The following is a 15,789-nucleotide window of genomic DNA, read 5'->3' on the forward strand; positions in this document are numbered from 1 at the left end:
CCGTGGTCACTCGAAGGTGCGGGTGGTCGTGCTCCCGGCGCGTACGGCGATGCCGTCGGCGGTGGCGCGGTTCGACGGCGCGCCGGGCGCCGTGGGGGACCAGTAGGTGATGTCCCAGGTGCCGCGCTCGGGCGTCACGAAGTAGGTGGCGGTGCCGGGGACCGTCAGACGCCGGCTGAGACCGACGGTCGGTCCGGCGCTCGGCTGCAGGTCGACCGTCGCGGGCCCGGTGGTGCCCGGCCGGGCACCACCGCGGACCTGCACGGTGGCCAGGTCCTTCGCGGAGGGGTGCCTGGTGAGTCCGGTCAGTGCGCGGGAACCGGTGAAGACGTGGCCGAGCGCGTAGTCGGCGGACTTGGTCGTCCAGTACGCGTCGTACCACTGCTTCACCGACCCCGGCTCGGAGTCGGGGCCCAGGTGCGCGACGCGCAGGTTCGGCGTGGAGAGCATCCGGTTGACGAGGCGGGTGGTGCCACCGTGCTTGACCTCGGTGACCATCATGCCGTGCAGGAACGCCGCGGAACGGTCGGGCGGCCGTACGTCGACGGGGGCCGTGGTGCGCGCGTCGACGGTGACGGTGGTGTCACGGTCGAGATCGAGGCGCGGCTGGACGACCCAGTCCGCGCCGTCCGTGCCGCCCTTGCCGGCCGTGGCCTTGCCGGTGGTCAGGTAACTGTCCAGCAGGTAGCGACCCTTGGGCAGACGCACGGTGGTCGTGCCGGAGGCGTCGTGGGGGTTGACGGACTCGCCGGAGCCCGGGCCCGAGATGCCGGTGACGGTGGTGTCGTAGGCCCCTGTCGGGCTGCCGACGCGGTCGAGGTGACGGATCGTGAGACTGTACGTCTCCGGCCGCTGCGCTGCGGCGAAGGCCTGGCCGTCCCAGGTCGACGTTGCACAGCCGACGAGGGTGACAGCGAGCGCGAGAGCCCGGAGGACGCTCCGGCGGGGTACGGAAGAAGTGGTCATGATCTGCACTGCGCCGCGGGGCACCGGAGTTCCTGTGGCCTGCGTCACTTGGAGGTGGGGCTCGCGTTGCGGGCGGCAGCTCCTGTGGTGCACATCACCGGAACCGGCGCGCCGTGCGGGGCAGAGCAGAACGTGGAATCACTGATGAGGAACCGCTTCCGCCGCGGAGACCGCGACGCCTTGGCGGAGCTGTACGACGAGCACGCCCAAGTGCTGTACCGCTACGCCCTGCGGGTGACGGGCGACTGGGCGGAGGCCGAGGACGTCGTCTCGGCGACCTTCCTGGAGGCGTGGCGCGGCCGGGAGCGCGTGCACCCCGACGGGGACAGCCTGCGCCCGTGGCTGCTGGGAATCGCCACCAACATCATGCGCCGCAACGCCCGCGCACGCCGCCGCCGCGACATCGCGCTCGCCCGCGTCCCGGAACGCGGCTCGATTCCCGACTTCGCCGACGACCTCGTCACGCACCTCGCCGACACCGAGCAACTGCGCGCCGCACACGCCGCGCTCGCCCGCCTGCGGCGCCGCGACCGGGAGGTCTTCACCCTCGTGGTGTGGGCGGGCCTGGACTACGCGGCGGCGGCCGAGGCGCTCGGCGTGCCGGTCGGCACCGTCCGGTCGCGCCTGTCCCGCGCCCGCACCCGGCTGCGCGAACTCGCCGATGCCGAGGCGCGCGCCGCGCGCTCGAAGACCTCGCATGCCTCGAAGGCTTCGCATACCTCGGATACGTCGGATACCTCGGAGATTCGGAGGGCCGGAGCCGAGCGGCCTCGCGCGGCGGTCGGCGACGAAGCCGCCGCTGCCTTCGACGAGCCAGTTGCCACGCCACTCGCCAAGCCGCTGGACGCGTCGCCCGGCCCGCCGCGCGGCAAGTCCCTCGGCAAGCCTGTCATCCGGTCCCTTGCCGAGCGGCTCGACAGGCCCCACGCCGAGCCGCTCGCCAAGGCCCCCGCCCCACCGCTCGACCAGTCCGCACCGGGCCGCATCCCCGCGCCCCGGCCTTCGACCCAGGAGAACCACGGATGAACACCACCCCGCGGCGCCGTCCGCTCCCAGGGTCCGAGGAGACCGACCCTCTCGGCCTCGCCGGCCTGCTGCCCCCGCCGCCGGTCCCCGGCCTGGACCCCGACCGTGAACTGCTGCTGAAGGAGGCACTGCTGCGCGAGGCCGCCGCCGACGCGCCGCGTGGGAGCCTCGCCGCCCGGGCCTCGCGACTGCGCCCGCCCCGGCGCCTGGTCGTCCGGGTCATGGCCCCGGCGGTCGCCTGCGCCCTGGCGGTGGGCGGCGTCGTGGCGGCGAACCTTGCGGACACGCCCGGGAGCGGAGCCCCCGCGGCCCCGGGGCGTGACGGTGCCGACCGCACACCCGAAGCGACGCGGCTCCTCGCCCGCATCGCCCTCGCCGCCGCAGCGGCACCGCAGCCGACGGTCCGCGCCGACCAGTTCGTCTACGTCGAGAGCAAGGTCGCCTACGCCGCACAGGGCGCCGCGGGAGGTTCCGTGACCATGGCCCCCGTGCACACGCGGCAGGTGTGGCTGTCCGCCGACGGCAGCCGCCCGGGCCTGCTGCGCGAGGAGGGCCGGCCCGACACGCCGCTCGGCACCGACGAGGCTCCCGTATACGCCCTCGACGGCCCCGGGGCCACGCCCCGGCCGACCACGCTGCGCAAAAGCCCGTCGATCGGCGACCCGACCCACCGGTACGTCGCGTCGCTGCCCACCGACCCCGACGCCCTGCTGAAGCTGATCCGGGACGAGACGCGCGGGGGAAGCCGGGACCGGGACCGGGACCGGGACCGGGACTCGGACCTGGACCAGCGGGCGTTCGCCGCGATCGGCGACCTGCTCGCCGAGACCTGGGCACCCCCGAAGGTCAGTGCCGCGCTTTACGAGGCCGCCGCGAAGATCCCCGGGGTCACAGTGGTGCGGTCGGCCGCCGACGCCGCGGGACGGGCGGGCATCGCCGTCGCCCGCACGGCGCACGGGCAGCAGACGCAGTGGGTCTTCGACCGGAGCACGTACGCGTTCCTCGGTGAACGAACGGTCCTCACCGAAGCCGGCGACGCGGGCCCGGCCGGGACGGTCGTCGGCGCTTCCTCGGTCCTCGCCAAGGCCGCGGTCGACCGCGCCGGCGAGATTCCCGGCGGTCACCGATGACGAAATGGGGTGATCTCCGGCCTGGCAGGTTGTTTTACGTCATTGGGCCAGATTTTTAGGCATGAAACCGTTCTTCAGGGAAATCCGGCCACGTCGCACGGCCGCTCGCCGCCCGGGTGGCGGGGCTCTTGACAGCGGCGCGATTGCGTGAAGACGAGATGTCGCATACGGAACTCGACATGTCGGATGTCCCCGTTTGCAGGTGGAACGTGAAATGGTCCGACGGATGGTCTCGGCATTGTCCGGAAGCCGTAACTTCTCTTCCCTGGTGGCTGGTTCGTCCGGCTGCGAGGGCAGTGCTGACGGCATAATCTCGACCGGTCTGAGTCGCCCCGCGTGGGTCATCGGAATGCGGCTGCCTCTTCGTCACACCTGCAACAGGTGTGCTCCGTCCTGCGCGCCGCCGGTGAGTTCACGCGTCATCCAGAAGCACCTGAACCGGACGGAGTGCGCTATGACAGAGGGCATTACGGAGTACACGCTCGGGCTCGGGACCACCTTCGCACCGCACTCGGTGGGCGTCGGCAATGCCGGCAAACTCTGGGTCACCACGAGCAACACGGCCACCACGGGCAGTGGGTGCGTCGTTCGCGTCAATCCGCTGCGGCCGAGCGAGTTGAGCCGCGCGGACCATTCGCACATCCCCCGGCTCACCGCAGGGATCATCAAGGATCCGCTCGGCGCCGCCAAGGTGTGGTTCGCCGCACCGGCACCCCCCGCGCAGGAGGACCCGATCGTCTCGATGCTGACCACGGCCGGCTACCCCGTCACGTTCTACCCGCTGGAGAACGACGCCAAGGCGGAGAGCATCGAGCTCGAGACGACGAAGGTCGGCGGTGCGGGCACGCCGACCTACGAATACAGCCTGCTCTTCGCCGAACCCGTGCACAAGTACGTGGGCGTCCTGCCGATCACGCAGTCCGGCGCGGGCCAGGTCGAGAAGATGTCCGTCGAGCACAACACGTGGCTCTGGGACGTGGCCGTCAGCACCGACACGGACGGGAAGACCCACACCTACTGGGTCACCGGCCAGACGAACAGCAATCCGTCCCGCACCATGAACGGCTTGTTCAAGCGCGCCCCCAGGCAGAACAACTGGGAACACATCCCGCTGCCCGGCGGGCCGGGGCAGAAGCCGTACTACGTGAAGGTCGACACGGAGGCGGTCTGGGTGACCGCCACCAACCCGAACCAGGTGCTCCGGCTCAACCTGAACACCCTCCGGTGGAAGGAGCGGAACCTGGGCTCGGCCATCCCGCAGGAGCTGACGTTCACGCCGAACGGCGAGGTCTGGGTCGCCTCCAGCATGGGGATCCACATCTTCGACGGCCAGATGGAGGAAGAGGGCACCATCATCCAGCTCCCCAGCGGCGGCAAGGCCAAGGGGATCTGCGTCGGCAGCGACGGCAACATCTGGTACACGAATCCCGACCGGAAGACCCTGGGCAAGTACGTCACCGGCCTCGCCGTGCTGGGGGCGCCCTCCCGCACGGGCCGGACCCAGGTGGTCTCCCACGTCGAGACCGTGCTGCACGCCAAGGAGCACGTCGACGCCCCGCTGGTCGCCGAGTACGTGGCCGACGGCCGGCCGATCCCGGGCATTCCGCTCACCTGCCGCATCGAGGCGGAAGGCGCGACCTTCGACGACAACACCCGCGAGCGGGTGATCCTGACCGACCAGCGCGGCCGGGTCTGCCTGCCTCCCGTGTACGCCGGGGACACCGAGGAGGAGGCCATCCTGAGCGTCGGCCTCGGCGGCACCGAGCCGCACGCGACCACAAAGCTCCACATCAGGCCGGCGTAGCACCTCTCGCGCCGCGGACGGGCCGCCGACCGGCCCGTCCGCCGGACCATTTCTTCCCCCGGAGGGAGCAGCAGAATGCCGTCCGACGTGACACCTCCCGTGACCCCCGTACCCCCCGCGACACCTGCCGGCGACACCGACAAGATTGCCCTGCACGGCGCCCCCGTCGATCTGACGTGGAACGTCGAAGACCATCGTTTATGGTTCGTCACGGCCGAAGGCCGCATCGGGTATGCCGATCCCCGCGGCCACAGCAACACGCTCTTCCCTCCGGCCGTGGGCGTCACCGGCCGGGCGGATACCCTTCTCTCCTGGCCGGGCCACGGCGTGTGGTCGTACGTCGCCGGGGAGAGCGAATCCGCCTTCATCCGGTGTGACCAGGACGGCAACTATCAGGTCCGGTCCGTGAACGGCACGTCCCGCTGCAGGGCCCTGGCCATCGCCCAGGACGAGCGCGGCAGCAGCGTGATCGTCGCTCCGCTCGTGGACCGCAACCTCCTGGCCTTCCTGGAGCCCGGGGGCATCGTCGAGACCTCCCAGGTCTACTCCGCCGGCCTGTACGGGATCGCCGTCGCGGAGCAGGATCCGACGCGGCTGTGGCTCAGCTCCCCGGAGCGCCAGGCCCTGGTCACCTTCGACATGGTCACGGGCCGGTTCTCCGAGCCCATCAGCGTCGGCGCCGAGGCGCAGGACCTGGCGATCAGCGCTGCCGGGGACGTCGTGTGGGTGGCTACTGCCGGAAACCGGCTCTACCGGTACGGCGTCCACGACCGCCGGTTCGCACAGATGGACATCCCCTCGCCGGCACACCGGCTGTTGGTGTCGGGTGACGGCACGCTCTGGTTCGCCAGCACCGCGGGGGACCAGATCGGATACGTCCTACCGGGGGAGAGCACGGCGTCGGTGATCTCCACCGGCTCCCGGTCCCGCCCGTCGGGCCTCGCCCTTGCCGGGGACGGGGACCTGTGGGTGGCCCTGTCCGGGGAGAACGCCCTGCAGCGGGTGTCCCGGCACAGGCTGGCCGTGCAGTCCGGCGACCACCAGACCGCCGAGGTGGGGCAGCGCTTCCCCGAGCCGCTCGTCGTCAAGGCGACGCTGCTGGACGGAACGCCGGTGGCCAGGCAGCGGATCGAGTTCTCGGTGGAGGCGGGCTCCGCCGTCTTCGAGAACGGCAAGCCGGTCGAGATCCGCTACACCGGGGCCGGCGTCGAGGACCTCGGTGTGGCGACCAGCTCGCTGCTCAAGGCGCTCAAGGAAGGGCCTTGCGTCGTCACCGCCCGCTGGACGGAGGGCGATGCCGTGGCCTCGTTCTCCCGGCTCGTCGTCACCCCGGAGCGGGGCGTCGCGGACCACGTCCGCTACATGTCGGGAGCGGGGCAGACGGTCCCCGCGGGCAAGTCCTTCGACGAGCCGATGACGGTCGTCGTGGAGGACAAGAACGGCAATCCTGTCGAGGGCGCCGAGGTCACCTTCAAGATCCGTGGTGAGAACGTAGCCACGTTCCCGGGTGGCAAGGACACCGCCAAGGTGAAGAGCGGGCCCGACGGTTCGGTCGAGTCGCCCGTGCTGACCGCCGGGGACAAGCCCGGCGTGTTCTCGGTGCGGGTGTGGGTCGTCAAGACCCCGGTGAGCCTCCTGCTCGATCAGACCATCGAGTGACGACGGCAGCAGCGCACCGGACGGATCAACTGAGGAAACGCTGAACGACATCCCGGCTCCCGCCCCCCTCCCCGGGCGGGGGCCGGGCCCCACGGCCCCGCGCGGCCGTACTCCCGATGGAGGAACCGTACCGCCATGCCCCAGAACGGATCGCACGACGACGGATCCCCGCTGCGCACCGAGTTCGACTTCGAACTGCCCCACGGCTACGTGGACGCCGCAGGCACCGTCCACCGCCGCGGCGCCATGCGGCTCGCCACCGCCCGGGACGAGCTCTCACCTCTGATCGACCAGCGCGTCCGGGAGAACCCCGCCTACCTCGGGGTCGTCCTCCTCGGCCTCGTCATCACCCGCCTGGGAACGGTGACCGACATCCACGCGGGCGTCGTGGAAGGCCTCTTCGCCACGGACCTCGCCTACCTCCAGGACTTCTACCGGCGCATCAACGGCCTCGACACCGGCCACGGCGCCGTCGCCTGCCCGTCCTGCGGCACCAGCTTCGCCGTGCCGGGCGCGGTGGCCGGTGAGCGCCTGGGGGAAGCATGACGCACCCTGCGCAGCGGCTCCGGGAGGAGGTGGCGTACATCGCCTACCACTTCCACTGGGGGTACGCCGACCTCCTCTCCCTGACACACGGGGAGCGGCGCGCCTGGGTGCGCGAGATCGCCGGGATCAACACCGCGCTCGCCGAGGGGCGGGGGGCGCGGTGACGACGACGGGGCGGTGGCGTCGAGGGTCCCGGTCCCGGGACCGCCGTATACGTGAGGAGTCGGCTCCGGCTCCGGCTCCGGTTGTTGCGGCCGCCCCTGCCGTCCCCGCCGCCCCCGAGCGGCCTCGCGGGGAGTGGCGGGCGGTAGCCCCGGTAGGGCTGGTGCGGCTGCCGGTCCTCGGGGCCGGGGGCCCCGCCGCCTTCCGGGAGCAACTCGCGGCGTGGCGCCCGGCCCCGACCGTCACGACGGCCGGCCGCCTGCTGCCGCGCGCGGTGCCGCTGTCCGGGGTGGCGGCACGGGGGCCGCTCGCGGCCCTGCCGCGGACGAGTGGGGGTGGGAGCGGGGGGTTTGCCGCTCCCGTTCTGCCGTACGCACCGGTGGGCGGCATGCCGTCATACCCTGATGGAGCGTCAGGCGAGTGCCCGACCGATGCGGCCCGCTCTCCTGGAGCCGCTCCGGAGGCTCTTGCCGAGGCCCCGCCCGGGGTGGGCTGGCGAGGCGCGCTGAGGTCGGCGGTGAACGCCTTGGGGGGCCGGGCGAGGCGGCGGCCGGATCCGCCGGGCGGCGCCGTGGCCGCCTCGGGTGAAGACGGCGGAGACGGCCGGGTTGCGGCTACGGCGGCATCGGCCGACGGCGGGCGTGGCGTACCGGCCACCGGGGCCGCGCACGCAGTACGGGACGGGGCCGTCGACTCGCGCCGGGGCGCCGGGAGCGGCCGCCGCGGCCCCAGCCGGGACACGGGGGCGATCGTGGGGAGCGCTGATGGGGCTCCTGAGTTCCCCGGGGGAGTCCGCGAGGGAGCCGGCACGAATCCCGCGGAGCCTTTACCCGGCCGCAGACGCGAGGACGGAGCGGCCTTCGGTCGCGCGCTCGGACGGACAGGGGCGGGCTTCGACACATGGCGGCCGGGATCGGGGGCAGCTCCACGTGGAGACGGGCCCGGGCAGTCGGCGGGTGCGGCATTCGGCTCGCAGACGGGCCCCGTTGCAGGCACCGGCCTCGGGCCGAGAGCCGGGGCAGGGGCAGGGGCAGGGGCAGGCTTCGGCGCCGGTGCCGGGCGGGGTTTCGGGCCGGCGCCTCGTGTTGATGCCCGCCATGGGCACGAGTCCGGGGGAGCCTCACCAGACGATGGGGGAGCGGCTGGTTCGACTCCCGGCGTCGGGCCTGGCTTCGGACTCGTGCCCGGTGTCGGTGTCAGTGTCGGTGTTGGTCGTGGCGACGGGGCCGGGGGATCTTCCGGGACGGACTTCGGTGCGCCGACGGGGCCTGTTGCAGGGAGCGGCCTGAGGCCGGGGGACGGGGCGTCCTCCGGGGCTGCACTCGGCCTGCCAGCAGGGCCCGTTGCCGACGCCGGACCCGGGTCCAGGGCCGGCGTACGGAGGAACTCCGGCCATGGGGAGGGGCCGAGGGCATCGTCCGGCGCAGTGCCCGGCTCGCCGGCACGTGGCGCCGGAGACACCCGCCGTGGCCCCGGAGCCGGGGGACGAGAGAACTCCGGCCGTGGCGCCGGGCCGGAGTTCGGTCCTGTCTCCCCAGTCGCCGCGGATGGATTCGGGGCCGCGTCCAGGGAGACGCCCGGCGCAGCAACCGGCGCATCGGCGGGGTCAGTTGCAGGTACCGGTAGCGGCACCGGAACCGGTGGGTCCCGTGCAGGGGCTGCCGGCACAGCCAGGCGCAGTGGAGCCCCGGGCGCGGATCCGGATCCGGCCGTAGAGGCCAGGGCCGGCGCCGGGGCCGGTCCGCGCCCCTGGAGCCGCCCCGGTGCAGGGGCGACCGTATCCGCTCCGGGCTTCCCCGACGGTACCGGCCCGGTGCCGGGCCCCCGACCTTCCCCAAGGGCCGCCGCATCCGGCAACAGCCTTGGTTTCCTGGGCAGCGGCAGCGGCAGCGGCAGCAGCGCAAATCTGCTGGGCCGCGCCGCCTCCCCCGGCACGGGGCCTGCCGGGGCACCGGACCCGAGCCCCGGCAGCCCCTTCCCCTTCCCCTTCGGCTCCGACTCCGCCCTGTTTTCCACCACCGGAGCCGCCCTCCCGGCCGGTTCCGGGCCACAGAACGCCGACCCCGGCCCGCATCGTGTTCCAGGCGGCACCCGCCCGGAGGCCGCTGCCCGTAGCGATGGAGACAGGCCCGGATCCGTCGGCGGGTACACCTGGGCGCCGCTCGGTGACACTCCCGGTGCCGCCGCCCCCGGCCGGCCCGCCGGTGGCGGCCGCCCGAGCAGCCCCGCCCCGCGGCGGCTGGGGATCGGCCGACCCTTGCGGGAGGTACCCCGTACCGCCATGCCCCTCGCATCCCCTCCGCCGGTGGCCGCCCCCGGCGCGGCGCCCTCGGGAAGCGGGCACCCCGCCCCACCGTTCACGACCGCGCCCCCACCCGGGCCTCCGGCCGACAGGTCCGCGCCCGCCCCGGTCACCGCCCCAGCCGCCCGCGAGATCGCCCGTGAAGTAGCCCGCGCTCACGCGGATCTCCTGGCCGAGGCCGTGCTCCCCGCCCTGGAGGCCTCGCCCCGCGTCCGGCGGGCGCAGCGGTCGCGCTCGTCGGCGTACGACCAGCCCGCTCCCACCGCCACCGCCCCCGCTCCCTCCCCCTGGGGATCCGCGGATCCCCGTTAGTGACCCTTCATAGCCCGCCCTGGCCCGCCCTGGCCCGCCGTGACCCGCAGCAACCCGCCGCCCCTGTCCCCGACCCGACGGAGACCCCGCACATGCTGGACCAGCCGTTCGCCGTCAGTTCCCACTTCCAGCTCTCCATCGGCCTCCACGCGCTGGGTTCGTTCACCTCCTGCGACGGCCTGGGCTGCGCGATGGAGGTCGAGGAGCGCGTCGAGGGCGGGCTGAACGGGCACGTCTGGCAGCTGCCGACCCGCCTGCGCTACACGAACGTCGTGCTGACCCGGCCGCTCTCCCAGCAGACGGTCCTCATCTGGGCCTGGCTGCAGCAGCAGGTCCGTGAGCCCGTCCGGCTCCCGGGGCAGCTCGTGGCGCTCGGCCCGGACCGGCAGCCGATCGTGCGGTGGCTGCTGGACGGCGTACTGCCGGTGCGCTGGAGCGGGCCGACGTTCGACACGGACCAGTCGCAGCCGGCCCGGGAGACGTTGGAGATCACGCACAACGGATTCCTGGGGATCACGATCTGAGCGGCTCGGCCCCAGCCCACCCCAAGCCCATCCCCGAGAGGACCGCATGCTGTCCGAGCTGCTGGGAGGCGCCCCCGTACGGGCCGCCCTCGTGATCTACGATCCCCCGACGGGCGCCGGCAACACGCCCGGCCCGGAACGCGGGCGCGTCCGGCTGCACTTCAACCCGGACCGCCTCCAGGTGGGCAAGCAGGCCCGCTGGGACCGCAGCAGGTCGCCGTCCAACGGGGAGGCGGCCCAGGCGCAGTTCGTGGGGGCGCAGCCGCGGACGATGACGCTGGAAGTGTTCCTCGACGCGGGGGACTTCCGCTCCAGTGTGCAGGACCAGGTCGAGAAGCTGCTCGACTGCTGCGCCCCCACCTCCGCGAGCACCACGGCCAAGCCGGCCTCGGCGCCGTGGGTACGGCTGGAGTGGGGCCGTTCGCGGACGACGGCGTTCCTGGCGCTGGTGACGCAGGTCGACGCGACGTACACGCGCTTCGGGCACGACGGCGTGCCGCTGCGCGCCTCCTGCACCATCTCCATGGAGGAGGTGGGTGGTTCGGCGCCCCGGCAGAACCCGACCTCCGGCGCGGACGGGCCGGTGGCCACGCACCGGGTCGTCGCGGGCGACACCCTCGCCGGGCTGGCCTGGCAGGCGTACGGCGACGCCACCCGCTGGCGGGCCATCGCCCGCGCCAACGCCGTCGACGACCCCTCCCGGGTGCTGCCGGGCACCGTACTGGTGCTGCCGGTCCTGGAGGAACGGGCCGCGGAGGAGCGCACCTCAGGAGGTCCCGCGTGACGCAGAGGCTGTACGCGGCGGAGCCGGTGATCGCCTTCGGTTCCGTCCTGCAGGAGCTGTGGGCCGACCGGCTCGTGGAGGCCGTGGTCGACACCGCCGTGGGCGCACCGGCCCGGGCCCGCCTGCGGTTCCGGGATCCGGGCAACCGTCTTCTGGCGGCGGCCGGCATCAAGGTCGGCTCGCCGCTGACCGTGTCCGTGGCCGCCGCCCGCCGCCGTGCCCGCGCCGAGATCTTCGACGGGGAGGTCATCGCGCTGGAGACCGAGGTGGACAGCGACGGCACCTTCACGACCGTACGGGCCATGGACCGGGGGCACCGGCTGATGCGCGGGCGACGCGTGGCCGCCTACGTCGACACGACCGTCGCCGAGGTCGCGGAAGCGGCCGCGGGCCGGCACGGGTTGAAGACCGGCACCATCGAGGCGGAACGCACCCGGATCGAGCACCTGGCCCAGCCCAACCTGACCGACTGGGAGCTCCTCACCCACCTGGCCGACCAGCGCGGACTCCGCCTTTCGGTCAAGGGGAGCAGCGTGCACATGACCCGTCCCGCGGCCGCGAGCGGCGCCCCCGCACCCAGCACGGGAGCGGACCGCAGCCCGTACGTCCTTCAGTACGGGGTGAACCTGATGGCGCTGCGGGCCGCCGTGTCCTCCGAGGGGCAGGTCGCCGACGTGGAGGTCCGCGGCTGGGACCCCGGGACCAAGGCGGCGCTGTCCGCCACGGCGAGTGCGGGCCGGAGCGAGCGGCTGAGCGTGGGCGTCACCCCCGGACAGCTCGGCGGCGCGTTCGGAGGCGCGTCGGCCGGGCTGCTCGTCAGCGGCCGTCCCTACACCGCCGCGCAGCAGGTGGACGTCGCGGCGCGCGGGGTGGCGGAGGAGGCGGCCGCCGCGATGGCGCGGCTTTCCGCCGAGGCCGCGGGTACCCCGGAGCTGCGGGCCGGCGTGCCCATTGCCCTGGCCGGGGTGGGCGAGCCCTTCACCGGCAAGTACACGGTCACCGTCTGCCGTCACACCTTCGACGGCGAACAGGGCTACCGCACCCACGTCCACGTAGGCCCGCTGCCCCCGCCCGTCGTGCCCTACCCGCCGCCCCTGTGCGGGCTCGGCGTCGCGGTGGGCGTGGTGACCGACACCAAGGAACCGGGCCAGGGCCAGCGCGGCGCCGTACGGCTGCGCCTGCCGTGGCTCTCCCAGGACTATGTGACCGACTGGGTCCGCACCGTCCAGTGGGGCGGGACCGACGGCGGGGGCGTCTTCGCGCCGGAGGCCGGGGACGAGGTGCTCGTCGGCTTCGAACACGGGCGCCTGGACCGCCCGTACGTCATCGGCGGCCTCTACAACGGCGTGGACGCTCCCACCGACCACGGCCTGCCGCTCGTCGACGCCGACACCGGGCGCGCCAACCGCCGCTCGCTGGCCTCCCGCACCGGGGACCGCCTCGAACTGCTCAGCGCCACCGACGGGCCCCAAGGCGTCCGGCTCCTGACCGGCGACGGCAAGCTCACCACCCACCTCGACCGGAAGGACACCACGATCGCCTTCGCGGCGGGGGAGGGCGAGAAGACCGTACGGGTCTCGCTCGACGGGCGCGGCGACGGCACCCTCACCATCGACGCGGGCGAGGCGGGCAGCGTGATCGTCACGGCCGGCACCGTCACCGTCAAGGCGGCCGGCAGCGGCGGGGGAGAGCTGCGGCTCGAAGGCGCCACCGTCACCGTCGAGAGCACGGGCGAGCTCAAGCTCAACGGCAAGAGCACGACCATCACGGGCGACACCGTGGACATCAACTGAAGCCCATTGGGCACCGGTGAACCTTCCAGGAGAGGACGGACCGTGGACATCATCGGCGCGGGGTGGGCCTTCCCCGCCGTCATCACCGGCACGGGCCGGGTCGGCCTCGCGCGCGGCAGCGACGACGTGGAGCAGGCCGTCCGCATCATCCTGTCCACCGCGCCCGGCGAGCGGCCCATGCGCCCGGAATTCGGCTGCGGCATCCACCGGCTCGTCTTCGACCCGCTCGACGCCACCACGGTCGCCCGCGCCGACGTGGAGGTGCGCCAGGCCCTGGACCGGTGGGAGCCGCGCATCGAGGTCGACGATCTCCTCTTCAGCACGGACTCCGAGGACACCGGCGTGCTCTACATCGACATCCGCTACCGCTTGCGGGCCACCAACGAACCCCGCAACCTCGTCTTCCCCTTCTACACCCTGCCCGGCGAATCCGAATCCCCGGATGAGTGACCCATGTCCATCTCCCTGCCCACCCCCGGACCGGGGAGTGCCTCCCCTCCCGCCTCCGCGTCCGTGCCCGAGCCGGATTCGGCGGGCGGCCCGGCGGATCCGTCCGGCGTTCCCGTCCCCGACCTCGACGACCTGCGCTTCCAGCCGCTCGTCGACGCCGCCAAGCGCGCCCTCCCGGAGCGCGTACCGGAGTGGACCGACCACAACGTGTCCGACCCCGGCGTCACCCTGATCGAAGCCTGCGCCGAGCGCGCCGACCAGCTCTCCTACCGCCTCGACCGGATGACGGACCGGCAGCGGTCCGCCCTGCTGCGGCTGATGGGGATCACGTCGCTGCCCGCCTCTCCCGCCCGCGTCGTCGTCGAATTCTCGCGCGGCGGCGCTCTCCCCTCCCTCGCGATTCCTGAAGGCACGGAGGTCCGGACCGGCGACGGAGATGACGCCGTCGTCATGCGCACCGTAGCCCTGCTGACCCTCACGGAGGGGCAGGCGTCCGGGTGCGTGGAGGCCGTCGAACAGCCCGTCACGTACAACGAGGTGCTGGGTATCGCCGACGGTGCCCCGGGCGGACGGTTCGCGACGTCGCAGCGCCCTTGGCGGCCCGGGGCGCCCGCCGCGGACCCGCCGTTCGGGCCGCCGGTGACGGTCCGTGTCAACGGCGTGGTGTGGCCGCCCGTACGGACGTTCGCCGAGGCCGAATTGGACACCCTGGCCCACTGGTGGGACGACGCCGCGTGCGAAGTGGTCTTCGGGCCGCTGGTTCCGGAGGAGAGCGGCAGCGCGCAGCACGGCGCCAAGCCGTCGGCCGGCGCCGTGATCAGCGCCGAGTACACCGCCTACCGGGGAGGCAAGGGCGGCGTCCCCGCCGGTACGCCCCTCACGGTCGCGTCACCGGCCGGACTGACCGCCGCCGTCCGCACGGTGCTCGCGCCCGCGCAGGACGCGGAGGACTGGCGGCAGGCGTTGGAGCGGGCCGGGCTCGGACTGGCCCCCCTGCGGCGCGCGGTCACCGCGGCCGACCACGAGCAGCTGATCGAGGAGCACGTCGACGGCCTGGCACGGGTGCGGGTGACGGCACTGACACGTCCCACCGACTCCCGCGTGCCGGAGGCGTTCGGCGTACCGCAACGCCCGGCCGAGGTCCTCGCCTGCGCCGTCGCCGCCCGGAACCCGAGCCGGGCGGTGCACTACTACGACGACAACGGCACCATCACGGCCCGCCCGCTGCCCCTCCGGATGCCGGACACGGACGAAGCCGGCGGCACGGGCGCGCCCACCCGAGGCGGCGAGACCGATGACGTGCCCGACGAGGTCCAGCAGGCCAAGTGCCTGAACGCCGTCATCCGCACCGGCGAACTGCAGCCCAAGCTCCCGGTCGAACAGCCGCCGAGACTCTGGTTCTACGGGCGGCACTGCCTGTGGGACGGCGGGGTTGGGCAGCGCGAGATCCGGCAGGAGTTCCCCGGCCTGCCGGAAGCCTTCTGCGCCGACCTCGACGATGTCGCCGTGCTGGCCGACCCCGCGACCCCTGATGTCTACGAACTGTTCTTCTTCAAAGGTGAGATCTTCTACCACCGCGCCTACTCCGTCGTCTCCGGCGGCCGGGGGTTCCTGCCCCTGCCGGACAGCAGAGGCGTGACCTCGCGCATTTCGGAAGCCTTCCCCGGGCTCTCCCCGCAGTGCCAGGACACCCCGGACGCGGTGGCTGTCGTCAACGGCGTCTTCTACTTCATGAAGGGGACGCGGACCGAACCCGCCCTCTGGCGCTCTGAGGACGCCCTCCTGCACGTCCTCCTCGTGCCCCGGACGGATGCCGACCCCGGACGGAAGCCGTCCGCCGGGGAGTTCGCGATTCCCGCGGAGGTCCTCACGCGGGTGAGCGCCGTCGTCGACGCCTCACGGCTGCTCGGCGAGAGCCTCGGCGCGGGCCCTCCCCGCTACCACTCGTTCGGCGTCACGGCCACGGTCCGGCCGTGGAGCAGCACGGAGGAGGACGAGGCACGGGCCCGGCAGGCCGCCGAGCGGGCCCTGCGCCGCTTCTTCCACCCCACGGCCGGGGGGCCGGACGGGCGGGGCTGGCCGTGGGGCCGCCGCGTCCATGCGGGCGATGTCTTCACCGCGCTGGAACCGCTCCCGGAGCTCCGCGGCACACTCGCCGTCGGCCTGACCCTGCCCCCGGTCCAGGGGGGCGACGGCAACGACGACGGCAACGACGACGGCAACGGCAACGGCGGCAGCCGGGTCGTCACGTCCGTCGAGGTCTCCGACGGCGGGCTCGTGCTGCTCGACGGCGTGGACATCACCGTCGCCCGTCCTGAGGACTGACCACCC

13 protein-coding genes are annotated in these 15,789 nt (G+C 73.4%); 12 read left to right on the forward strand and 1 reads right to left on the reverse strand.

The features are described 5' to 3' along the window. Positions 1-6 precede the first annotated feature (6 nt). Positions 7-966, reverse strand: coding sequence for a hypothetical protein (locus tag ACFPP6_RS01495; protein WP_382036101.1), 960 nt, complete (start codon positions 964-966; stop codon positions 7-9). A 144-nt stretch (positions 967-1,110) separates the two neighbouring features. Between ACFPP6_RS01495 and ACFPP6_RS01500 the strand changes: the two genes are divergently transcribed. From ACFPP6_RS01500 to ACFPP6_RS01555, 12 genes are all read left to right on the forward strand, one after another. After that, positions 1,111-1,992 carry a sigma-70 family RNA polymerase sigma factor gene (locus ACFPP6_RS01500; RefSeq protein WP_382036104.1) on the forward strand — a complete coding sequence of 294 codons (882 nt, stop codon included), beginning with the start codon at positions 1,111-1,113 and terminating at the stop codon, positions 1,990-1,992. Next, positions 1,989-3,122: a CU044_5270 family protein gene (locus ACFPP6_RS01505; RefSeq protein WP_382036106.1), complete on the forward strand. Its 1,134-nt coding sequence runs from the start codon at positions 1,989-1,991 to the stop codon at positions 3,120-3,122. The genes ACFPP6_RS01500 and ACFPP6_RS01505 overlap by 4 nt, the downstream gene beginning before the upstream one ends. A gap of 454 nt (positions 3,123-3,576) precedes the next feature. Beyond that, a complete protein-coding gene (locus ACFPP6_RS01510) occupies positions 3,577-4,926 on the forward strand; it encodes an NHL repeat-containing protein (RefSeq protein WP_382036109.1) in 1,350 nt (449 codons plus the stop codon). 75 nt (positions 4,927-5,001) lie between these two features. After that, positions 5,002-6,585, forward strand: coding sequence for a hypothetical protein (locus tag ACFPP6_RS01515; protein WP_382036112.1), 1,584 nt, complete (start codon positions 5,002-5,004; stop codon positions 6,583-6,585). A 135-nt stretch (positions 6,586-6,720) separates the two neighbouring features. Continuing rightward, positions 6,721-7,131: a hypothetical protein gene (locus ACFPP6_RS01520; protein WP_382036115.1), complete on the forward strand. Its 411-nt coding sequence runs from the start codon at positions 6,721-6,723 to the stop codon at positions 7,129-7,131. After that, a complete protein-coding gene (locus ACFPP6_RS01525) occupies positions 7,128-7,295 on the forward strand; it encodes a DUF6760 family protein (RefSeq protein ID WP_168095642.1) in 168 nt (55 codons plus the stop codon). The genes ACFPP6_RS01520 and ACFPP6_RS01525 overlap by 4 nt, the downstream gene beginning before the upstream one ends. A 2,279-nt stretch (positions 7,296-9,574) precedes the next feature. Beyond that, positions 9,575-9,907 (forward strand): hypothetical protein, encoded by a 333-nt coding sequence (locus ACFPP6_RS01530; protein WP_382036119.1) that lies wholly within the window; start codon positions 9,575-9,577, stop codon positions 9,905-9,907. Beyond that, a complete protein-coding gene (locus ACFPP6_RS01535; protein ID WP_382036122.1) occupies positions 9,907-10,431 on the forward strand; it encodes a phage tail protein in 525 nt (174 codons plus the stop codon). Before ACFPP6_RS01530 ends, ACFPP6_RS01535 begins: the two co-directional genes overlap by 1 nt. A gap of 46 nt (positions 10,432-10,477) precedes the next feature. Then, positions 10,478-11,215, forward strand: coding sequence for a CIS tube protein (locus ACFPP6_RS01540; protein ID WP_382036125.1), 738 nt, complete (start codon positions 10,478-10,480; stop codon positions 11,213-11,215). Then, the gene (locus ACFPP6_RS01545; RefSeq protein WP_382036128.1) at positions 11,212-13,008 is read left to right on the forward strand and encodes a VgrG-related protein; all 1,797 of its coding nucleotides are present in this window, start codon (positions 11,212-11,214) and stop codon (positions 13,006-13,008) included. Before ACFPP6_RS01540 ends, ACFPP6_RS01545 begins: the two co-directional genes overlap by 4 nt. 42 nt (positions 13,009-13,050) lie before the next feature. Then, on the forward strand, positions 13,051-13,458 hold the full coding sequence (locus tag ACFPP6_RS01550; RefSeq protein ID WP_382036130.1) for a GPW/gp25 family protein: 408 nt from the start codon (positions 13,051-13,053) through the stop codon (positions 13,456-13,458). Between the two features lie 3 nt (positions 13,459-13,461). Further along, the gene (locus ACFPP6_RS01555; protein WP_382036133.1) at positions 13,462-15,783 is read left to right on the forward strand and encodes a baseplate J/gp47 family protein; all 2,322 of its coding nucleotides are present in this window, start codon (positions 13,462-13,464) and stop codon (positions 15,781-15,783) included. Positions 15,784-15,789 lie beyond the last annotated feature (6 nt).

It is taken from the genome of Streptomyces aureoversilis (assembly GCF_042657885.1).
GTDB classification, from domain to species: Bacteria; Actinomycetota; Actinomycetes; order Streptomycetales; family Streptomycetaceae; genus Streptomyces; species Streptomyces aureoversilis.